Raw genomic sequence first — 21,065 nt, forward strand, 5'->3', positions numbered from 1 at the left:
ACTATAATAAATCAGCAGCAAGCTGTGCAAGTCCAGACCTTTCTCCTTTGACAAGCTTGACATGTCCCGATATTTGCTGCTCTTTAAAACGCTCAATCACATAGGTGAGACCATTATTAAAGCTGTCTAAATAAGGATGATCAATCTGCTCAGGATCTCCCATCAGCACAATTTTACTTCCCTCTCCTACTCGTGTTAACAACGTTTTCACCTCATGTTTTGTTAGATTTTGCGCCTCATCAATGATAATAAATTGATCAGGGATACTTCTTCCTCGAATGTATGTCAAAGCTTCCACTTGAATAGAGCCAATCCCAGCTAATATGGCATCCAGTTCACCTGTTTTATTTGTATTAAATAAAAATTCAAGGTTATCATAAATCGGCTGCATCCACGGTCTGAGCTTCTCTTCCTTTTCTCCTGGTAAATACCCTAAATCCTTACCAACTGGAACGATCGAGCGTGCCACTATTAATTTTTTATACAAACCCAGATCCTCTGTTTGCATGAGCCCGGCAGCAAGTGCAAGCAATGTTTTGCCCGTACCCGCCTTTCCAATGAGCGTCACAAGCGGAATATCACGACGCAAGAGTAATTCTAGTGCCATGGTCTGCTGTACGTTTTTCGGGCGGATTCCCCAAACATACTCTTGATCATAAATGAGCCGCTTGATGTGACCTGCTTTTTGATCAAGCATTCCTAAAGCAGATCCGCCTTCATTCCCCTTCATAATGACAAATTGATGAGGATTTAATGGATAATTTGTTACCTCTTTCACTTGTAATTGATTCTGTTGATAAAATGTATTTAATAGCTCAGTGGGAATATATAACTCGTTATAGCCATTATCAATGTCTTCATCTTGAAGCACTCGATCACTTAAGAAATCCTCTGCTTGTAGTCCAATGGCATCAGCTTTCACACGCACAAGGACATCCTTACTCACCAAAATGACCGGCCTGCCATGAGGCTTTGTCGCTTCTTCTAAACTTAAATTTTTCGCTACAGCCAAAATCCGATTATCATTTGTTTTTTCGATAAAAATTTCCTGCAGTTCATGGAAAGAGCGATGATTCAATTCAATTCGCAGCGTTCCTTTTGACTCTAGCGTAATTTTCTCATGAAGTTTCCCTTTTGATCGCAAGCCGTCAATCAGGCGTGAGACACGCCGAGCATTTTGCCCTATCTCGTCCATATATCTTTTTTTCGAATCTACTTCTTCTAACACAACGGCCGGAATCACGACCTCATTGTCCTCAAATGAAAAGATTGAATTCGGATCCTGTAATAACACATTTGTGTCTAATACATAAATTTTACTCAGGTCCTTCGCCTCCTGATCGGGGTTTCATTCATCCTTGTCTTTCCCAAAACGATTGTTAAAATATATGTTTTCATGAATAAAGTTAGAAGGTTAATTCAACAATAAAATAAATCATGCAGTTTGTGAAGGAGGAAATACAAATGCGTCTGTTTTTTAAGCTCTTGATGATTCAGACCATCTTTTTATTAGGCGCTTGTCAGCAGCAGGAAAAGCACGAGACTGGCGCTGGGCAAGAAGGACGCGAGCGCTTGGTTCGGGTGTCAGACTCATCAAAGAAAACAACCGATCACGCCCGCTCATCGACAGATGTAGCACAACATCTCGTGAACGTGACAGAGCATGTAGCAGATGTAAAAGATGCAACTGCCGTTGTCATAGGCCGCTATGCTGTCGTTGGAATTGATGTAAAAGATGATTTAGATCGAAGTAAGGTAGAAACCATTAAATATTCGGTAGCTAAAGCGCTGAAAAATGATCCTGAAGGTGCAAATGCTGTCGTTGTCGCTGATCCTGATACAGTCAGCAGATTAAAACAAATGGGCAAAGAAATACAAAAAGGACGTCCTGTAAGCGGTATTATGGATGAGCTTGCTGCCATTGTCGGACGCGTTATGCCAGAGATGCCTCATAATGAAATCGATCGTAGCGAAACGGACCCGACAAACGATGCTAATCATCAGCTCAAGCAAAACGATCAAAAACAATTAGAAAAAAACCAAAACGATCAATCAAACCATCATATGAATCATAAGAAATAATGTAAACGGCTTATACCTCCTGTGATATAAGCCGTTTTCGATGTTAATTCAAGTCAGTGATAAAACGTGCTATAATAAGGTCAATGGAGTGAGGTGAAAATGGTGAGAGTGAAATGCTCGTTATGTGATACGCTTGAAACAATTGATGACGATACATTGGTTGCTAAACGGTTAAGAAATCGACCGATTCATACATATATGTGCGATGTTTGCCATGAAAGAATTAAAATAAAGACTGAAGATCGCATTAAAACTGGCAGATTCTCTCTTTATCAAGATCCTGCGACAAAAGAGAAAAAGAAGAAAAAAGAACGAAAAACATGAAAAAAGACCTGACATATCATCAGGTCTTTTTACGTATTCACCGTTCCCTCTTTTCTCGCACGATGCAGCCGTATTTTATAAATAATCAAAATGGTAGCTGCCACAACAAGACCTTCCGCCACTGGCAAAAAGATCCCTAGAAATGTAAGAAACGTACATCCAAAAATTAAAAACAAGTAAATAATGATTGCTTTTAATATCGGTAAACGTCTTGCAAAGCCGAGCTTAAAAACAATAATCGCTAAAACAAGGACAGTGCCATAAAGAATCCACATCCCTGTTTGTGGATTTTCATCGACACGATACAACATGGCGAAAAAAGATAAATGCTCACTTACTTCCTGTTCATTCAAAAAGATTCCCTCCCCTTATATTTCAGGGTTCTATCTTTTTATTTCTTCATGGAATTAAGATAATCCTGCTAGCTTTTTCTTCTTCGCTGCTTTCTCACGTTCGTTTTTATCTAAAATTTTCTTTCTTAGACGAATAGATTTAGGTGTGACTTCACAATATTCGTCATCATTTAAATACTCAAGAGATTCCTCAAGTGACATAATACGTGGTTTTTTCATACTCACAGTTTGATCTTTTGTTGCTGAGCGTACGTTTGTTTGTTGTTTCATACGGCTAATGTTTACAACAAGGTCATTCTCACGGTTATGCTCACCGACAATCATTCCTTGATATACTTCCGTACCCGGTTCAACAAAGATCACACCACGCTCTTCTACCCCTTGGATTCCATAAGCTGTCGCTTTACCTGTTTCCATAGAAACAAGTACACCTTGACGGCGTCCACCAACTTGACCAGACTGCATTGGCTGGTAGCTGTCAAAAGTATGGTTAAGAATACCAAAACCACGCGTTAATGAGAGAAATTCAGTTGAATATCCGATTAAACCACGTGATGGAACATGAAAGATCAGGCGAACTTGACCGTTCCCATTATTAATCATGTCAATCATTTCACCTTTTCTTGCGCCCATTGATTCCATAACAGAACCAGTATGCTCTTCTGGAACATCAATTTGAACACGCTCAACAGGCTCACATCGAACACCATCAATTTCTTTTACAATAACTTCTGGTTTCGATACTTGTAATTCGAAACCTTCACGTCTCATATTCTCAATCAGAATAGATAAGTGAAGCTCTCCACGTCCAGAAACAATCCATGCATCAGGTGAATCAGTAGGATCAACACGAAGACTTACGTCTGTTTGAAGTTGCTGCTTTAGACGCTCTTCAATTTTACGTGATGTCACATATTTCCCTTCACGCCCTGCAAACGGACTGTTATTCACGACAAACGTCATTTGAAGTGTTGGCTCATCAATACGAAGGATTGGAAGTGCCTCTTGGTGTTCTACTGGACAAACTGTTTCACCAACGTTAATGTCTTCCATACCAGATACGGCAACAAGATCCCCAGCTTTCGCTTCGTTGATTTCAACTCGTTTTAGACCTTGGAAACCAAAAATCTTGGTTACACGGAATTGTTTGACACTGCCATCAACTTTCATCAGTGCCACTTGCTGACCTACCTGCATCGTTCCTCTAAATACACGACCGATCCCAATTCTTCCAACATAATCATTGTAATCAAGTAGTGCGACTTGGAATTGAAGCGGCTCTTCATGGTTGTCAATTGGACTTGGAATATGGTTAACAATCGCTTCAAATAAAGCTTCCATGTTTTCATCTTGCTTGCTCGCATCATGACTTGCTGTACCATTGATTGCTGATGCATACACAACTGGGAATTCAAGCTGTTCTTCTGTCGCATCCAATTCAATAAACAGGTCAATGACTTCATCCACAACTTCATTAGGACGAGCAAAGTCACGGTCAATTTTATTGACAACGACAATTGGTGTTAAGTTTTGCTCAAGTGCTTTTTTTAGCACAAATCGTGTTTGAGGCATACAGCCTTCATAAGCATCCACAACTAGAAGTACACCATCTACCATTTTCATGATACGCTCAACTTCACCACCGAAATCGGCGTGTCCAGGTGTATCTAAAATATTAATGCGTGTATCTTTATAATGGATCGCAGTATTTTTAGCTAAAATTGTAATACCGCGCTCTCGCTCTAAATCATTTGAGTCCATGGCTCTTTCAGCGATATTTTCATTTGCTCGGAAAGTACCGGCTTGATGGAGCAATTGGTCAACAAGCGTCGTTTTACCATGGTCAACGTGGGCAATAATTGCGATGTTGCGAAGGTCTTTTCGAAGTTTCACATTTTCATCTCCTAAAATAAATAGATAACTTTCATATTATATCACAATCCCCTTTAAAAGCCGATTGTTTTTCTGTAAACTGATATTAACTCTATAAAAAGGATGGAGACAAATGAAACGAATCAAATGGCTTCTATTACTATGTGCATTTCTTGCAGTGGTCAGTATGGCGTTTATTGGAGTATCTGTAGCTGAAAAAAACATACTCGGAACAATTATCAGTATCGTTTTCGTCATGGTTTTCATGGGTACAGGATTTACATTAAAAAGAAAATTAAACGTATCATAAAAAATTTTTGCAAGTCTTCTGCATTTTACACAGTAGAAGGCTTTTTATTTTGAACAATTCCAGACCATCAACCTATGAATTGCCCAGTTTCTAGTTTGAACTTAAGCAATGGGTTAGCCAACATAAGCAATATGCCCCTCTTTGCGATTCGACAAGAACGTTTATAGTTCTCCAAAATCAAACACAATGTTACATTTACCCTATTCTTCCATGAAGTTTCTCATGGTATGCTGTTCTTGCAACAAAAATTTAACAGAAAAGGGAGAGAAAAGAAGCATGAAGAAGTTATTGAGCAAATCGCTCAGCTCTGTTGTATTTTTCGCTTTAGCCATCATTCTTACTTTCACAACAGTAGCTCCTGGGCAAGCCAAAGCTGCAACCTTCAAAGGGATTCCTTTTGAGCAGCAAGAAATCATTAAGAATTTATTGGAGAAAAACGGGCGTGTCATCAACATCCTCATCAATTCATTTGTTGTGGAAGATAACAGCTACACATTTGATGTGAAGAAAGCTGTTGAGCTTGGTCTTACAGAGGAAGAAGCTGCAACTGCTGAAAAATTCTTAGATCGTGCAGCTGTTCTAACAATCGTTTTCAGTGAAAGCATCACTAAAAACGATAAAGGAAAGTTAGCATTTGACGCAAAGAAAGCTGTTGAGCTTGGTCTTACTAAAGAAGAAGCTGAAAAATTTGAAAAACTTTTCAAATCAGTAATCAGAATTGTTGATCTTGCAGGAGATGCACTTGTTCTAGACAAAAAAGGGAATGTCGTAATTGATTCTAAAATTGCAAAAGGTCTTGGGTTCAGCTCTACTGAATTACTTGTGATCAACCAATTGCTAAAGAAAATCCCTCAAGAGCAACTTAAAACTTTCTATGATGCAATTCAAATTGCTAAAGAAAAATTAAGCTAAGCTCTAAAACCCCATCTGGACGAACCAGATGGGGTTGTTTTATTTGAACCAATAGAGGATGACCATGACAACGTATACTATACCAAACGCTATGCATGCTCTGAGTAAAAGTTTTCCGAAATAACGTTCTTTAAATTTTCTTTTTTCTTCATTTTCATCCATATATGGTATTGGATTTTCTGACATCTTTATGAGTGGTATAGGCTCTATCATTTCTCGATAAAGATGACTGCATATTTCACATGAACGTAAGTGCTCCTCGACTATTTTTTTTGTCTCTGCACTACAATCCCCTTCTATATAAAGTGGCAGCAGTTCTTTGATAAGATAACAGCTCATTTATTGAACTCCTCACAATGTAACATTCGTTTCAGTTCTAATCTTGCTCGATGAAGGGTTGTTTTTACTTTAGATAATTTCCAATTCAGAATTTCAGCCACTTCTTCATAAGATAATTCCTGTATTTCTCTTAAAATGAGCACATCCCTGTAAGTATCCTTCAACTGATTGATATTGGTCCACAGCCTTTGAATGTCAGCTTGTTTTTCTATGTGATCTTCTGGTGTGGTGAAAGACTGTTGCTCTATCTGATCAAAATCTTCTACATCTGTAAAAGAGCGCTTCACTTTTCGTCGATAGTCATTTACAAATGTGTGATATGCGATGGTATAAAGCCATGTTTTTATACTAGAATGCCCTTTAAAAGAAGATAACCCATGCAGTGCCTTGATAAATACGTCCTGTGACAAGTCCTTTGCCGTTTCAATATTTCCTGTACGGCGATATAAATATTTTGTAATTTCCTGATAATGTTCTTCATATATTTTTTCAATCTGATGAGTTGATTTGGCCATTAAAAATAAAACCACACAGTCATCCAAATGGATAATAAAATAAAACAGGTGTATAGCATATAGATGAAAACTTTCATATGTCTCAACTGGCTATAATCATTCTCAATCAGTTCTTTAGACTGCTCATTTTCCGCCAAAGAATGCTGATACTGTTCCTCATGAATTTTCATCCAATTCGCAGCCTCTTCTTCTAATTCCCCTTCCTGATACAACTCATATAAGTCTTGAAAGATTGCTTGTTTCTCTTTATCTGTCAAAACGGTGCACCTCTTTTGTTCGTCCATTTACTTCATATATTTCATGCTCATTTGCTCCGAATGTTTGTATAATGACAAACCACGAAATTCTCATTTCCCCTTCTTTATTGATCATTCTCACAGGTTTTATTTGTTTTTTATAGATCATATAAGGGTTATATCTTTTTAACACCTGTTGATAGATCAAATCACGTTCATGATTTGAAATCAAATGTGGAAGGGATGATTCTGATTGCCAACTTAACTTCATTTCGCTAGCTTCTTTTGTCATATTTAAAGCGGAAGATGAATGATCAAAGAAATACTTCGTATGATTTTCTGAACCTGATTTTTTGACAACCTCTGACGGTTGTCTCCCCATAAGGGTTATCAAATCATCATCACTGATTTTTTCTTTTCTCTGATTGAGGGTTGCTTTAGACAGTTGTATCTCAACCAGTTCTTTTGTTGAACCATTAAATTGAAAAACAGATTGGTCTGCTGCTTTCACTTTCACCAGATGGTTCCAATCAAAGTAAAAATCATCAATACTCGTGATTTGGTATGCAGGTGGATGAAGTTTGAGCTGATCATAGATGTTGTTTATTTTTTTTGCAATATCTTTCTCTGTTATCTTAATCCGGTCTAAATCTTTTAAACGGAAGATTGTGTTAGTGTATTGTGCTTGTAGAAGTGTCTCTCCTTCCCAAGTCGCACCCGCTAAACTCTCATGCTCATCATCAGGCATTTTCGACTGAAGCGAAATGGTCGTCTCTCTTTCGTCTTTTTCAATTTTGACATGAATACGGTCCAAATCAACGGTTCGTCCACTTCTTTCAAAGAATTCGATCGTTCTTTTCTTATATTCTTGATCGGTTAAAACCTTTCCCTTTGCATGTCCTTGATAAGAATAGCTTTTTAATTCGCCTGTAAAAGCGGAAATATTGACTTCATATTCATCATCAACAAACAAGTAATGATATTCAATCGGCTGATCACTAGCCTTTACATGTAATTGATGATTAGCAGGCACAAATTTCATTGCGAGTTCTTTCGCACTTTTTGCAGATAGAGGGTGATCATCATCCGAGAAAGTATCGGTGATTTCCGTTTTGGTAATTTGAAACAATGCATGGGGCACGTTCATGATTGGATTGAGTAATAGCATAAAAAAGACTGCAATGCTTCCTATCATCAACTGTCTCCATCTTACCTTGTTTTTTAATAAAACATCTAATAAATAAATGGTCATAAAACTTCCTGCTGCTGTCACAATAATGACGATCGATTTCAGCGAGGATTGAAGTTGATACTTCGAGATCGAAGGGTAAAAAATATACAGCAATGCAGCTAAGATAAGACCATAGAACAGGAGCATATCCTTCCTTTTCTGATGCCAAAACAAACGGAAGAAAAGAAACAGGAGCGATATCGTAAAACCACACATGAGAGCGATTCCAATAAGGTCTCTCCCCACCAGTCCGACATCACCACTATCATAAAAACGTTTGATTTCAGCTAAGACGATAAACACCGTTTGAAATAAGGGCAACAGTAAAACAGATAAATCAAAGGTGAAAAACAAGCCTTTATTTTTTAGAAAAGAAAGCGAAATCACATAATAAAGTGATGCAAGCAGAACATAACCATATATCAAAAATTGCATAAAACTTGTTAACACTTCAAATGTTTCAACGGTATAATCCCTAGCATTGACTTGGTGAATCATTTCAAGTGTCATCCCGCTTAATAGAACAACTCTCAATGCGATTCCCGCATAAAACAGATAACTGTTTTTATTGCCTTTACACAAGGGAATCGTTACATAGAGGACAAAAAGTCCAAGAACACACCACTGGATGATCTTCATACTGTACTCATTTAAAATAAAGTATCTTTCAAAATGGAGAGATAAATCGCTAAACAAATCAAACATCTATACACAATCCTTTGCATGAAATTAAGGCCTCGTTCGTATAGACATTTGTCTTACCAAAAAGTTTCATCAAAAACAAGAAATCACTTCATCCTCATGAAGTGATTGTCGTTACTTTTTATGTTTGATTCCTTTTATGTAGTCTTGCAAGATTTTTTCACAGATGGATTTGTTCCCTGCAACGATACTGTTTTTGTCTAGGAAGGTGAGCGGTTCTCCGTGAATGTTTGAGTAAACAGCTCCTACCTCATCAAGCAATACGCAACCGGCTGCATAATCCCATGGCGAAAGCCTCATGGTCACGTAAGCGTCACTTCTGCCACTTGCAATATAAGCAAGTTCAAGGGCAGCTGAGCCAATGTTCCTTGTTCCTCTGACATCACGCACGAGTCGAGCAAACGGTTTTGCATCGAAATACGGACTTTCAATAACCCATGTTGGATTAATGCCAACAATCGCTTTTTCTATGGCTACTTCCTTTAGTCGCGGCAGCGCTATATCATTCATATACGCTCCTTTTCCTTTGACTGCATGGTATAGCTCGTCATGAATGACATCATAAATAAGACCGATTTTTCCGATTCCATTTTCAAATATCCCTATTGAAATGGCGAAATTCCGTTTTTGATGGACAAAGTTCATCGTTCCATCAATCGGATCAATAATCCAGACAATCCCATCAAGGGAAGTTATCTGTTCCCCTTGGCCCTCTTCCCCTAAGATGTGATGGTCTGTAAATGTCGACTGAATTTTTTCAATGAAAAAACGTTCTGTTTCTTTATCAATATTTGTGACAAGATCATTTGGATTTGATTTTGTTTCAATTGATAGACCTTCCTGCATGGATACTTTCATGCGGTTTCCCGCTTCTTTTACCCAGAGCTTTGCAAGACGGTCAATTTCCAGCCAGTTTGTCATCAGCCTGAAAACCTCTTTTCTATGTATAACCTGTTTATATTAGGATACTGATTTTATGTACGTAAAAGCAAGAAAAATGCAGCTTCATACAAAAACGAACCGATGAATTGGTTCGTTTTTACCTCACTTGTTCTACCCTTGAAGCTGTTCCCATTCTTTTCTTAGGCGCTCAAGCTTTCGTTTGCTTCGTTCAATTTGGATGTCATCTTTTTGCTCGATGGCTTCATGAAGCGTAGAAAGTTCATAATCAACCTCTAATCTCCACACAACAATGCGATTCTTCTTCTCCTGTCTATGCCCATGCTTCACGATTTGCTTCATTGGTCAACGCCCCTTCCAGAGAATGATTCATTCCTTGCCAGTTTTCATTTATGAAAGATTCAATTGATAAGAGAAACGGTTCTTGCTTATATCGTATGAAGAGATCGCATAACCGTAACGACATTCTAAAAATTGTGTTTTTACCTATTTCTTATGTACCACTAAATTGATGGTTTTAAACGCTAAATCGCTTCAGCAGTAACTCTTTCTCTTCATGGTGCATCTTTTTTTTGAGCTTGACCTAAGCTATGATAAAATATGATCAGCGAAAATAAACAGGAGGCCTAACATGAGTGAGATGCGTTTTAATGATGAAGATTTTGAAACATTCACAGTTGACGGTTTAGATGAACGAATGACCGTATTAAAGAAAAGAGTCCGTCCAAAGCTTGAAGCACTTGGCGAACACTTTGCCCCGCTCCTTTCTTCTGTTACAGGTGATGAGATGTTTGTCCATGTAGCAAAACATGCAAGAAGATCGGTGAACCCGCCAAATGATACGTGGGTAGCTTTCGCAAACAGCAAGCGCGGCTATAAAAAACTCCCTCATTTTCAAATTGGACTTTGGAAAACCCATGTATTTGTTTGGTTTGCGCTTATATACGAATCTCCTGTCAAAGGTGAGTATGGTCAGTTATTTGAAAAAGAGCTAGATACCATTCAAAAGAAAATTCCGCAAGATTTTGTTTGGTCTAAGGATCATATGAAACCAGACGTACTGCGCCACAGCGAGCTTGATGCTGAAGGGCTGAAAACATTATTTCAACGTGTGCAAACAGTGAAAAGAGCCGAACTTCTTTGCGGTATCCAGCTACCTAGAGAGGAAGTCGTTCAAATGAATAATGAAGCATTTTTATCAAAAATTGAAGAAGCCTTCCATACTTTAGCATTTCTTTACCGCTTCACCCATAAAGAATCTGTATAAAAAACGAGCCAAAATTGGCTCGTTTTTTACATACGTATGATGGCTGTTTCTTCTGCTTCCTTCGCCTTTTTTACTGTGCGGTAAGAGGAATAACCACTTCCCTTTTCAAAAGCTGCACAATACGTCTTTTCCTCTGATTTTGATGGCACAACCTCTTTAAACCGCTTATAAGCATTTAACAGCTCCTGTTTCGCTACCCCTTTTTCATATGCTTTTTCAATCGCTTGGAAAAACGAAATGACAGCAATTTTTTCCTCTGTTGTCCATTCGATATCCATTGGATATTGATATTCCATTTACTCTTCCCTCACTTTAACATGACTCTTTTCATTTGAACTTCTATTATAGCATCACATAAACAAGACACTGCTTGATTTTTATACTTTACATTCCGAACAGTTCATAATATAATTTTTTTGTTTTATGCAATGAAATCTGCTACTTAACGGCATAATAACAGCAGGTATTTCGATGAAGGTGGGAAAGCAATTGTCACAACATGATACACCCTTATACACTGGCCTCAAAAAACATGCTTCAACAAATCCAGTACAATTTCACATTCCAGGCCATAAAAAAGGAGCCGGAATGGACCCTGAATTTCGAGCATTTATTGGAGACAATGCGCTAAGTATTGACCTCATTAATATAGAGCCTCTCGATGATTTGCATTCTCCTCGAGGGATAATAAAAGAAGCACAGGAATTAGCAGCCGAAGCATTCGGTGCAGACCATACTTTTTTCTCCATTCAAGGAACAAGCGGCGCCATTATGACAATGGTAATGACCGTCTGCGGACCTGGCGATAAAATCATTGTTCCGCGTAACGTCCATAAATCAATTATGTCAGCGATTGTATTCTCTGGTGCAATTCCTATTTTTATTCATCCAGAAATCGACAAAAAGCTTGGCATTTCTCACGGCATTACGCCAGCCTCAGCACAAAAAGCACTCACTGAACATCCAGATGCAAAAGGACTGCTTGTAATTAACCCGACGTATTTTGGCATCTCAGCTGACTTAAAAACAATTGTGGAGATTGCCCATTCATTTGGTGTGCCGGTCCTTGTTGATGAAGCGCACGGCGTACACATTCATTTTCACGATGAGCTGCCACTCTCTGCGATGCAAGCAGGAGCTGATATGGCAGCAACAAGTGTTCATAAACTAGGAGGTTCTCTCACACAAAGCTCTATTTTAAATATGAAGGAAGGACTTGTCTCAAAAGACCGTGTCCAATCTATTTTGAGCATGCTTACAACAACGTCTACTTCTTATTTGCTGTTAGCATCACTGGATGTCGCCAGAAAACGATTAGCCACCGAAGGAAAAGCACTTGCGGATAAAGCGATTCGTTTAGCTGAAACTGCCAGAGATCGTTTGAATCAAATTGATGGAATTACCTGTATCGGTCAAGAGATATTAGATTCGGCTTCGACTTACGATTATGACCCAACCAAATTAATTATCTCCATTAAAGACCTTGGGCTGAATGGTCATGATGTTGAAAAATGGTTGAGAGAAAGCTATCGTATTGAAGTGGAGCTCTCTGACCTTTACAACATTTTATGTATCGTGACACCTGGTGATTCTGAAGAAACCATTGATACCCTTGTGTCTGCTATGGAAGAGATTGCAGCTACATCTGCACGTGATGACGGGAAACACGCCGTTACGGAAGTGCTATTACCTGAAATCCCATCACTTGCTATGACCCCGCGCGATGCTTTTTACGCCACAACTGAAGTGATCCCATTCAAAAAAGCTGCTGGTCGTATTATTGCAGAGTTTGTCATGGTGTACCCGCCTGGTATTCCGATTTTTATCCCAGGCGAGATCATTACAGAAGAAAATATTTCGTATATCTTTAAAAATATTGAAATTGGTCTACCTGTTCAAGGACCTGAAGATTCTACGTTAGAAATGATTCGAGTCATTAAAGAACAAAAACCAATTTTATAAAAAGAAAGCATGCTGCCCCAGAACGGAGCTGCATGCTTTTTTATTTATTCAGAGGCTTCATCACAGCAATGACAGTGACCACAAGTTCCGTAAAGTGTCGTCACTTTTTCATTCTCAAACTGATCAATGGTTTCATTGCACTCCTGACAAACAATTGTACCCACCGTACATTCCCCTTTTCTTCAATCATAGTTTGAAAGCGTTTAATCTATTTCATATCTCTATAATATGATGTCACATTTAAGTTGTCAACGGTTAATTGTATGGCACATTTAATCTATTTTTATTAAAACACATTTTTTTGTCAAATTGAGTGAACGTTTCAATTGTATTTTGCTTCATATCAATTCTGTAACAATTGGATAACAATCGAAAATTGTCAAAAAGGACATGATAAACTAAAGTGACTAACAGGGAATCACTCCTAAATATGTTGGTACAACCCCAAAGGATTTTGAGGTGAATAGATTGAATGTTTTGCGGACCATTCTCATGATATTTCCCATGCTCTTTGTACTTAGCTCATGCTCATTTGCGTATATCATACCGAATAAGACAGAGCAAGTCAGTCATATTCAAAAGCCGAGAGTTCTATTTTTTACCGATGCAGAAAATCTTGATAAAGAGAGTCCTTATTATGATGCGGTACTCGATTTAAAGAATGAATACCCAAAGGAAATGTCGAAGATGATTGTGAAAGAAGATCGAAAAGGCTGGAAAAATGAAGTAGACGAACTGCCAGCTATTTTGCTTGTGAACAATGAAAAAGTGATCGTGAAGATCGAAGGAGATGTCCGAAGTAAAGAGGATATCTTGTCACCCTTATGTCATGCATTAGACAGCGTGAACACCAATTAAATTGGCTGATCTTGCTCCTTATATATATTCATATGAAAAAAACCCCTCACGATATGAGGGGTTTTTGTGTTCTTTATTTTACAATATGGATTGGGCTTCCAATTGCTACTTCAGCCGTTTCCATTGTGATTTCACCAAGGGTTGGGTGAGCATGAATCGTCATTGCGATATCTTCAGCAGTCACACCAGCTTCGATTGCAAGGCTAAGCTCTGAAATCATATCAGATGCACCGACACCAGCGATTTGTGCACCGATGACTAGACCGTCTTCTTTACGAGTGATCATTTTCATGAAGCCGTCAGTTGCATCAAGAGAAAGTGCACGTCCGTTTGCTGCAAATGGGAATTTTGCTGCAACGATCTCGATGCCTTCTTCTTTTGCTTTTGCTTCAGTGTAACCGACAGTTGCAAGTTCTGGCTCAGAGAATACAACAGCAGGAATACCGAGGTAATCAATTTCAGCTGGCTCTCCAGCGATTGCTTCTGCTGCAATTTTACCTTCATAAGAAGCTTTATGTGCAAGTGGTGGACCTTCAACGATGTCACCAATTGCGTAAATATTTGGTACGTTTGTGCGGCATTGTTTGTCCGTTTTGACAAGTCCGCGGTCTGTCAATTCAACACCTGCTTGCTCTAGGCCAAGCTCATCTGTATTTGGACGACGACCTACCGTTACAAGAACGTAGTCAGCGTCAACTGTTTTTTCTTCGCCTTTTACTTCGAATGTAACAGTTACGCCATCAGATTTTTCTTCAACGCCTTTTGCAAGAGCGTTTGTATGAATTTCGACGTTTCCTTTTTTCTTAAGGTTACGTTTTACTAAAGAACTCATTTGCTTTTCAAAGCCTGGAAGAATTTCGTCTCCACCTTCAAGGATTACAACTTCTGTTCCAAAGTTTGCATAAGCTGTTCCAAGCTCAGTCCCGATGTATCCGCCACCGATGACAACTAACTTTTTAGGTATTTCTTTAAGCGCAAGAGCACCAGTTGAGTTAATCACGCGCTCAGTGTATTTAAATGCAGGCAATTCAATTGGACGAGATCCAGTTGCAAGGATTGCATTTTTGAAAGTGTAAGTCTGTGCTGAGTTTTCATCCATCACACGTACAGAGTTGCTGTCTACGAAATAAGCTTCACCTTTGACGATGTCCACTTTATTTCCTTTAAGAAGACCTTGAACTCCACCTGTTAATTTGCCCACAACAGAAGCTTTCCACTCTTGAACTTTTGTGAAGTCAACTGTTACGTTTTCAGCTTTAATACCCATATCTTCAGAATGCTTTGCATTTTCAAAACGATGACCAGCATTAATTAATGCTTTTGAAGGAATACAACCGACGTTTAGACATACACCGCCAAGCGTTCCTTTTTCAACAATTGTTACTTTTTGCCCAAGTTGTGCAGCACGAATAGCAGCTACATATCCACCAGGACCTGCACCGATGACAAGAGTATCTGTTTCGATTGGGAAATCTCCTACTACCATGATATTACGCCTCCATTAAAATTAATTGTGGATCATTCAATAAACGCTTGATGTGGTTAAGGGCATTTTGCGCAGTAGCTCCATCAATCATACGATGGTCAAAGCTTAGGGAAAGAGCTAAGACTGGAGCTGCAACGATTTCGCCATCACGTACAATCGCTTTTTCAGCGATACGGCCAATTCCAAGGATCGCTACTTCTGGGTGATTAATTACTGGCGTAAACCATTGACCACCAGCAGAACCGATGTTTGTGATGGTGCAAGATGCACCTTTCATTTCAGCAGGAGCCAATTTACCTTCACGTGCTTTTGTTGCAAGCTCATTAATTTCGTTAGATACTTCAAAAATTGCTTTGCGGTCAGTATTTTTCACAACTGGAACAAGCAAGCCTTTTTCAGTATCTGCTGCAATTCCGATGTTGTAGTAATGCTTTTGAACAACTTCATCCGTTTTATCATCAATAGAAGTATTCAATACTGGGTATTTCTTCAGTGCAGAAGTAAGAGCTTTTACAACGTAAGGCAAGTAAGTTAACTTGATTCCTTGATCAGCTGCAACTTGTTTGAATTGTTTACGGTGTGCAACAAGGTTTGTTACGTCAACTTCATCCATTAATGTAACGTGTGGAGCTGTATGCTTAGAGTTCACCATTGCTTTGGCGATTGCTTTGCGGATTCCGCTCATTTTTTCACGAGTTTCTGGGAATTCTCCTTCAAGAACTGGAGCTGCTGCCGCTTTTGGAGCTTCTTCTTTCGTGCTTTCAGCTACTTGAGGCGCTGCATCTTGGCTTACAGAACCACCATTTAAGAAGTTGTCGATATCTTCTTTTAGCACGCGGCCATTTTTACCAGTACCTGCAACTTTGTAAATTTCAACGCCTTTTTCACGTGCATATTTACGTACAGATGGCATAGCGATGACACGCTTGTTTGGATCAGCATCCACTTGCTCTTGGACGCCTGCGCCAGTTGCTGCAGCATCAGCTTGTGCAACTTCTTTTTTCTCTGGTTCATGACCAGATTCAGCAGTACCTTGTACTTGAGCTTCAGTTTTTGCTTCGCCTTCTTCGCTGCCTTTAAATTGAAGATTTTCATAACCAGGTGCGTCAAACGTAATAATTGTTTGTCCTACAGTTGCAACTGTTCCCTCTTCAACTTTTAATTCTAATACTTTTCCTTTTACAGGTGAAGGAATTTCTACAACTGCTTTATCGTTTTGTACCTCTGCTAAAACATCATCTTCATTTACTTCATCATTTGGTTTTACAAACCACTTAACGATCTCACCTTCGTGGATACCTTCTCCGATGTCCGGAAGTTTAAATTCAAATGCCACTATTTTCGCCTCCTAGATTTTGTTGAACCCTTGTTGTGTATTGATTACACGATTATCATGCAATTGATAAAGGGGAAGAGAAATAAATTCTTTTCCCCCTCTGTCATTTAATTAAAATTCAAGAACTTTCTTAGCTGTTTCAAGCACGTCTTTATGGTTTGGTAGCCATACGCTCTCAGCTTGAGAGAAAGCAAAGACTGTATCAGGTGCAGCTACACGAAGTACTGGTGCTTCTAGACTAAGAATTGCTCTATCATTGATTTCAGCTACTACGTTTGCAGCAATACCGGCTTGCTTTTGAGCTTCTTGAACAACGATTGCGCGGCCTGTTTTTTCTACAGATGCGATAATTGTTTCAATATCAAGCGGGCTTACTGTACGAAGGTCGATCACTTCAGCAGAAACGCCTTCTTTTTCAAGTTCTTCAGCAGCTTTAAGTGATTCGTGAACCATTGCACCATAAGTAATGATTGAAAGGTCAGTACCTTCACGTTTCACGTCCGCTTTACCGATTTCAATTGTGTACTCTTCTTCAGGAACTTCCTGACGGAAAGAGCGATACAGTTTCATATGCTCAAGGAAGACAACTGGATCGTTGTCGCGAATTGCAGAGATAAGCAGTCCTTTTGCATCGTAAGGTGTTGAAGGAATTACAACCTTGAGTCCAGGCTGCTGAGCTACAAGACCTTCTAAACTATCAGCGTGAAGCTCAGGCGTATGGACCCCTCCGCCAAATGGAGAACGAATTGTCACTGGAGAATGCCAGCGTCCACCAGAACGATAACGCATACGAGCCATTTGTCCAGAAATAGAATCTAAAACTTCGTAAACGAATCCGAAAAATTGAATTTCCATTACTGGGCGGAATTCTTGTAGTCCAAGGCCAATTGCAAGACCGCCAATACCAGATTCAGCAAGTGGAGTATCGAAAACACGATCCTCACCAAACTCTTTTTGCAATCCTTCAGTCGCACGGAATACGCCGCCGTTTACACCAACGTCTTCACCGAAAACGAGAACGTTTTCGTCATTTTTCAGTTCTGTGCGTAACGCATCAGTGATCGCTTGAATCATTGTCATTTGCGCCATGGCTTACTTCGACTCCTTCTGTTTGTAAATTTCAAGCTGTTCAACTAGGTTATATGGTTGAACTTCGTACATGTTTGCAATCAAGTCAGTTACTTTTTGCTTAGGCTGTTCGTCAGCTTCTTTGATTGCTTGTTTGATTTGTTCTTTCGCATCTTCGATGACTTTATTCTCTTCTTCCTCAGACCATAAGCCTTTGTTTTCTAAGAATTTACGGAAGCGTACCAATGGATCTTTTTGCTCCCACTCGTTTTCATCTTCTTTTGTACGATATCTTGTTGGATCGTCACCAGCCATTGTATGCGGACCGTAACGGAATGTAAGAGTTTCAATTAATGTTGGACCTTCACCGTTAACAGCACGTTCACGAGCTTCAGCAGTCGCTGCAAATACAGCTAATGGATCCATACCGTCAACTTGTACTCCAACGATACCAGCAGCAACTGCTTTTTGTGCAATCGTTTGAGCAGCAGATTGTTTTTCAACAGGAGTTGAAATCGCATATCTATTGTTTTGGACAACAAAAATCGCTGGCGCTTTATAAGCCCCTGCAAAGTTGATACCTTCGTAGAAATCGCCTTGTGAAGCTCCGCCATCACCAGTGTAAGTGATTGCAACAGCTTTTTTACCGCGCTTTTTCAAACCAAGTGCTACACCAGCAGCTTGGATGATTTGTGCACCGATAATGATTTGTGGAGAAAGTGCATTCACATCTTCAGGCATTTGGTTCCCAACAAAGTGTCCGCGAGAGAACAAGAATGCTTTCGTCAGCGGAAGACCGTGCCAAATTAATTGTGGTACATCACGATATCCTGGAAGAATGAAATCTTCTTTTTCAAGTGCAAAGTGCGTTGCAAGCTGAGAAGCTTCTTGTCCCGCTGTTGGCGCATAGAAGCCAAGACGTCCTTGACGGTTCAATGAAATTGAACGTTGATCTAATACTCGTGTAAACACCATACGGCGCATTAATTCTTTTAATTGGTCATCTGAAAGATTCGGCATTGCCGCTTCGTTTACGATTTCGCCTTTTTCGTTTAAAATTTGAAACGTTTCAAACTGCTTTTTGATGGCATCAAATTGCTTTTTTGGATCAACAATTGCTTTTTTTGTTTTTGCAGCCATTCTAAAGTCACCTCTTCCTTTCTTTTAACAGTCAATTTGTCGTGAATCCATTTATACATACAGATATAGGATAACCCAAAATACTCATATAACTCCTGTATATCATAGTCACTAACATTCTTGTCGAAACATAGGTTGTTGGATTATATTTGAGTCCTTCTAACTGTATTAACGATAGTTCACAAAAAACTAATACAACTTCTGTTAACAAGGTTTAGTTTACAACAAGAAAAATAGTCCGTCAATTGATTTAACGGCTTTATTTAAATAAATGTATTCGCTTTACTTTTTCATGAGACCTGTATCCATCTGTTTCGCAAGCAACATAAACTGTACTAGTATAGAATATACTACTGTACTACAATAGCAAATGATTGTTTTTGTCGAAAAATAAAAAAGAGCTGTTGTTCAACTTCTTTTAGACTTTTGATCTACTGCTTTGTATAAAGCTTGTTTATGCTCATTCAATTGATGTGTATATTGATTGAACTTCTTACTTTCTTTTCTGACTTTGCTGTACGTTCGATTCACTGCCTTAAGCTTTGATTTCAGCTCCTGATAACCTAAGTCTTTCCTTTTTAATGAGCGATACAAATTTTGATCTTGTTTTAAAGCCTTTTGATATTCACGGTACAGCTGTTCATAAGATGCATATCGCTTTTCCATAGATGACACTGTTTTGTTTGCTTTTTCTCTTACCGCCGCATCTTTTATCCGTTCGGCGGATTCCTTTACGGATTGAAATTCTTGTTTCGATTGATCCATGCTGTCTTTTTCCGTTTTTAATTGTTCTGCTCGCTTATTCGCAGAAGCTAACGCCTGATCAGATAGGCTGGAAACCGTTTTAAGTTGATCCTTCTTTGTTTGAATCATTTTAGTGTATAGCTGCTGCTCTTTTTTTTCATAGCTTTGCAGATTGCCTTGCGCTGTTTGGAAGGCTTTTTCTTTCTCACTCATTTTCGTCATGGCCTCCTGCATGTCATGTAGCGGACTTTGACCTCCGCATCCAGCAAGTAAAAGGGTGCATATTCCCGCTAAAGTAGCACTTGCTTTCATGCTTCTTATCATATGTCTCATCACAAGGTCCCCCTTTAAGTTTCCAATTACCACTATAATTTTAATAGACGTTTGTGACAAGGAGAGAAGGTGCCTTTTTTATGTTGAAGAAGATTTTTTTAAAGCGATAGGCTCATGACTATACAAATAGTGCATTCATACATAGTGTATATTACACGCTTCGCCTTCACTTCTGAGAGGCCGAGTGTATTTTCAAAGGAGGTCAAAAGTATGTCTAATTATAGTCATGGAAGTATGTATGGTGGATACGGCGGTTATGGGTACGGCGGTGGCTGTTGTTATCCAAGTTATGGTGGTGGATACGGCGGTTATGGGTACGGTGGTGGACGTACATTCGCCTTAATCGTTGTCCTCTTCATCCTATTGATCATCGTAGGTGCAGCATTCCTAGGCGGCGGATGCTAATGGCTGCAAAGCCTCTGACCGGTCTCATATGACCGGTCTTCTTTATTTCATTGCATATGTTGTGCATCATTTTATATACTTTACATACAAAAGAAATAGGAGTGAAGTTTTGTGATTACCATGGATGATATCGTACGAGACGGGCATCCCGTCTTAAGAAAAAAAGCTGAATCGGTTGAACTTCCACCAACAGAGGAAGAAAAACAGCAATTAGCTGACATGATTGAGTTCGTCAAAAACAGTCAGGATGAAGCAATTGCTGAAAAATATGGACTAAGACCTGGCGTTGGTCTAGCAGCTCCCCAAATCAACATTAGCAAACGAATGATTGCCGTTCACTGTGAAGATGAAAACGGAAATGTATACAGCTATGCCTTATTCAACCCGCGTATCGTAAGTCATTCAGTGAAAAGAGCATATTTAGTAGCTGGGGAAGGCTGCTTGTCTGTTGACGAAGCAATACCTGGATTTGTCCCACGCTATGAAAAAATTAGGGTCAAGGCAACAACTCTTGAAGGTGAAGACATTGATATCCGTTTAAAAGGGTTTCCTGCCATCGTCTTTCAGCATGAAATTGACCACTTAAATGGCATCATGTTTTACGATCATATTCAAAAGGATCATCCATTTGCCGAGCCAGAAAATGCTGTTGCCATCGGCAGGTCATCATAAAAAAGAAGACCCCGCAAT

At 39.2% G+C, this 21,065-nt stretch carries 25 protein-coding genes; 9 read left to right on the top strand and 16 right to left on the bottom strand.

The window, feature by feature from the left end:
• Window position 1: 1 nt before the first annotated feature.
• Complete coding sequence (locus ABVJ71_RS04995; RefSeq protein ID WP_353856563.1) at window positions 2–1,324, bottom strand: PhoH family protein; 1,323 nt, start codon at window positions 1,322–1,324, stop codon at window positions 2–4.
• Window positions 1,325–1,464: 140 nt separating this feature from the next.
• Between ABVJ71_RS04995 and ABVJ71_RS05000 the strand changes: the two genes are divergently transcribed.
• Both ABVJ71_RS05000 and ABVJ71_RS05005 read left to right on the top strand, forming a co-directional pair.
• Complete coding sequence (locus ABVJ71_RS05000; RefSeq protein ID WP_353855892.1) at window positions 1,465–2,082, top strand: YhcN/YlaJ family sporulation lipoprotein; 618 nt, start codon at window positions 1,465–1,467, stop codon at window positions 2,080–2,082.
• 99 nt (window positions 2,083–2,181) lie between these two features.
• On the top strand, window positions 2,182–2,406 hold the full coding sequence (locus ABVJ71_RS05005) for a YlaI family protein (RefSeq protein ID WP_353855893.1): 225 nt from the start codon (window positions 2,182–2,184) through the stop codon (window positions 2,404–2,406).
• Between the two features lie 29 nt (window positions 2,407–2,435).
• Here the strand turns inward: ABVJ71_RS05005 and ABVJ71_RS05010 are convergent, their stop codons facing one another.
• Both ABVJ71_RS05010 and typA read right to left on the bottom strand, forming a co-directional pair.
• Entirely contained in the window at window positions 2,436–2,717 is a 282-nt protein-coding gene (locus ABVJ71_RS05010; protein WP_353856564.1) for a YlaH-like family protein, read from the bottom strand.
• A gap of 96 nt (window positions 2,718–2,813) precedes the next feature.
• Window positions 2,814–4,652 carry a translational GTPase TypA gene (gene typA / locus ABVJ71_RS05015; protein ID WP_353855894.1) on the bottom strand — a complete coding sequence of 613 codons (1,839 nt, stop codon included), beginning with the start codon at window positions 4,650–4,652 and terminating at the stop codon, window positions 2,814–2,816.
• A 112-nt stretch (window positions 4,653–4,764) separates the two neighbouring features.
• Here typA and ABVJ71_RS05020 point away from each other — a divergent pair, with 112 nt between their 5' ends.
• Together ABVJ71_RS05020 and ABVJ71_RS05025 are read left to right on the top strand one after the other, a co-directional pair.
• The gene (locus ABVJ71_RS05020) at window positions 4,765–4,941 is read left to right on the top strand and encodes a YlaF family protein (protein ID WP_353855895.1); all 177 of its coding nucleotides are present in this window, start codon (window positions 4,765–4,767) and stop codon (window positions 4,939–4,941) included.
• A 276-nt stretch (window positions 4,942–5,217) separates the two neighbouring features.
• Window positions 5,218–5,853: a hypothetical protein gene (locus tag ABVJ71_RS05025; RefSeq protein WP_353855896.1), complete on the top strand. Its 636-nt coding sequence runs from the start codon at window positions 5,218–5,220 to the stop codon at window positions 5,851–5,853.
• Window positions 5,854–5,892: 39 nt separating this feature from the next.
• On the opposite strand, the gene ABVJ71_RS05030 is transcribed toward ABVJ71_RS05025, so the two are convergent.
• From ABVJ71_RS05030 to ABVJ71_RS05055, 6 genes are all read right to left on the bottom strand, one after another.
• Window positions 5,893–6,192, bottom strand: coding sequence for a zf-HC2 domain-containing protein (locus ABVJ71_RS05030; RefSeq protein WP_353855897.1), 300 nt, complete (start codon window positions 6,190–6,192; stop codon window positions 5,893–5,895).
• Entirely contained in the window at window positions 6,189–6,707 is a 519-nt protein-coding gene (locus ABVJ71_RS05035; protein ID WP_353855898.1) for a sigma-70 family RNA polymerase sigma factor, read from the bottom strand. The genes ABVJ71_RS05030 and ABVJ71_RS05035 overlap by 4 nt, the downstream gene beginning before the upstream one ends.
• The gene (locus ABVJ71_RS05040) at window positions 6,707–6,964 is read right to left on the bottom strand and encodes a hypothetical protein (RefSeq protein WP_353855899.1); all 258 of its coding nucleotides are present in this window, start codon (window positions 6,962–6,964) and stop codon (window positions 6,707–6,709) included. Before ABVJ71_RS05040 ends, ABVJ71_RS05035 begins: the two co-directional genes overlap by 1 nt.
• The gene (locus ABVJ71_RS05045) at window positions 6,954–8,879 is read right to left on the bottom strand and encodes a hypothetical protein (protein WP_353855900.1); all 1,926 of its coding nucleotides are present in this window, start codon (window positions 8,877–8,879) and stop codon (window positions 6,954–6,956) included. Before ABVJ71_RS05045 ends, ABVJ71_RS05040 begins: the two co-directional genes overlap by 11 nt.
• 111 nt (window positions 8,880–8,990) lie before the next feature.
• On the bottom strand, window positions 8,991–9,797 hold the full coding sequence (locus ABVJ71_RS05050; protein WP_353855901.1) for an inositol monophosphatase family protein: 807 nt from the start codon (window positions 9,795–9,797) through the stop codon (window positions 8,991–8,993).
• A gap of 132 nt (window positions 9,798–9,929) precedes the next feature.
• Window positions 9,930–10,118 (bottom strand): hypothetical protein, encoded by a 189-nt coding sequence (locus ABVJ71_RS05055; protein ID WP_353855902.1) that lies wholly within the window; start codon window positions 10,116–10,118, stop codon window positions 9,930–9,932.
• A gap of 289 nt (window positions 10,119–10,407) precedes the next feature.
• Between ABVJ71_RS05055 and ABVJ71_RS05060 the strand changes: the two genes are divergently transcribed.
• A complete protein-coding gene (locus ABVJ71_RS05060; protein WP_353855903.1) occupies window positions 10,408–11,043 on the top strand; it encodes a DUF1054 domain-containing protein in 636 nt (211 codons plus the stop codon).
• A gap of 26 nt (window positions 11,044–11,069) precedes the next feature.
• Here the strand turns inward: ABVJ71_RS05060 and ABVJ71_RS05065 are convergent, their stop codons facing one another.
• Complete coding sequence (locus ABVJ71_RS05065) at window positions 11,070–11,339, bottom strand: UPF0223 family protein (protein ID WP_353855904.1); 270 nt, start codon at window positions 11,337–11,339, stop codon at window positions 11,070–11,072.
• Window positions 11,340–11,532: 193 nt separating this feature from the next.
• On the opposite strand from ABVJ71_RS05065, the gene ABVJ71_RS05070 reads away from it, so the two are divergent.
• Window positions 11,533–13,005 (top strand): aminotransferase class I/II-fold pyridoxal phosphate-dependent enzyme, encoded by a 1,473-nt coding sequence (locus ABVJ71_RS05070; protein WP_353855905.1) that lies wholly within the window; start codon window positions 11,533–11,535, stop codon window positions 13,003–13,005.
• Between the two features lie 44 nt (window positions 13,006–13,049).
• On the opposite strand, the gene ABVJ71_RS05075 is transcribed toward ABVJ71_RS05070, so the two are convergent.
• Entirely contained in the window at window positions 13,050–13,169 is a 120-nt protein-coding gene (locus tag ABVJ71_RS05075; RefSeq protein WP_353855906.1) for a GapA-binding peptide SR1P, read from the bottom strand.
• A gap of 340 nt (window positions 13,170–13,509) precedes the next feature.
• Between ABVJ71_RS05075 and ABVJ71_RS05080 the strand changes: the two genes are divergently transcribed.
• Complete coding sequence (locus ABVJ71_RS05080) at window positions 13,510–13,863, top strand: hypothetical protein (protein WP_353855907.1); 354 nt, start codon at window positions 13,510–13,512, stop codon at window positions 13,861–13,863.
• Between the two features lie 73 nt (window positions 13,864–13,936).
• Here ABVJ71_RS05080 and lpdA read toward each other — a convergent pair whose 3' ends face one another.
• The 5 genes from lpdA to ABVJ71_RS05105 all read right to left on the bottom strand — a co-directional run bounded on the left by lpdA (window position 13,937) and on the right by ABVJ71_RS05105 (window position 19,970).
• Complete coding sequence (gene lpdA, locus ABVJ71_RS05085; RefSeq protein ID WP_353855908.1) at window positions 13,937–15,349, bottom strand: dihydrolipoyl dehydrogenase; 1,413 nt, start codon at window positions 15,347–15,349, stop codon at window positions 13,937–13,939.
• A gap of 4 nt (window positions 15,350–15,353) precedes the next feature.
• Window positions 15,354–16,685, bottom strand: coding sequence for a dihydrolipoamide acetyltransferase family protein (locus ABVJ71_RS05090; RefSeq protein ID WP_353855909.1), 1,332 nt, complete (start codon window positions 16,683–16,685; stop codon window positions 15,354–15,356).
• A 111-nt stretch (window positions 16,686–16,796) separates the two neighbouring features.
• Window positions 16,797–17,774, bottom strand: a complete 978-nt coding sequence (pdhB, locus tag ABVJ71_RS05095) for a pyruvate dehydrogenase complex E1 component subunit beta (RefSeq protein WP_353855910.1) — start codon at window positions 17,772–17,774, stop codon at window positions 16,797–16,799.
• Between the two features lie 3 nt (window positions 17,775–17,777).
• Window positions 17,778–18,893, bottom strand: coding sequence for a pyruvate dehydrogenase (acetyl-transferring) E1 component subunit alpha (gene pdhA, locus ABVJ71_RS05100; RefSeq protein WP_353855911.1), 1,116 nt, complete (start codon window positions 18,891–18,893; stop codon window positions 17,778–17,780).
• Window positions 18,894–19,301: 408 nt separating this feature from the next.
• Window positions 19,302–19,970 carry a YkyA family protein gene (locus ABVJ71_RS05105; RefSeq protein WP_353855912.1) on the bottom strand — a complete coding sequence of 223 codons (669 nt, stop codon included), beginning with the start codon at window positions 19,968–19,970 and terminating at the stop codon, window positions 19,302–19,304.
• A gap of 234 nt (window positions 19,971–20,204) precedes the next feature.
• Here ABVJ71_RS05105 and ABVJ71_RS05110 point away from each other — a divergent pair, with 234 nt between their 5' ends.
• Window positions 20,205–20,375 (top strand): YjcZ family sporulation protein, encoded by a 171-nt coding sequence (locus tag ABVJ71_RS05110; protein ID WP_353856565.1) that lies wholly within the window; start codon window positions 20,205–20,207, stop codon window positions 20,373–20,375.
• A 111-nt stretch (window positions 20,376–20,486) separates the two neighbouring features.
• The gene (gene def / locus ABVJ71_RS05115) at window positions 20,487–21,047 is read left to right on the top strand and encodes a peptide deformylase (RefSeq protein ID WP_353855913.1); all 561 of its coding nucleotides are present in this window, start codon (window positions 20,487–20,489) and stop codon (window positions 21,045–21,047) included.
• Window positions 21,048–21,065 lie beyond the last annotated feature (18 nt).

Origin of the sequence: Bacillus sp. Bos-x628 (assembly GCF_040500475.1) — a bacterium.
Lineage (GTDB): Bacteria > Bacillota > Bacilli > Bacillales > Bacillaceae > Bacillus > Bacillus maqinnsis.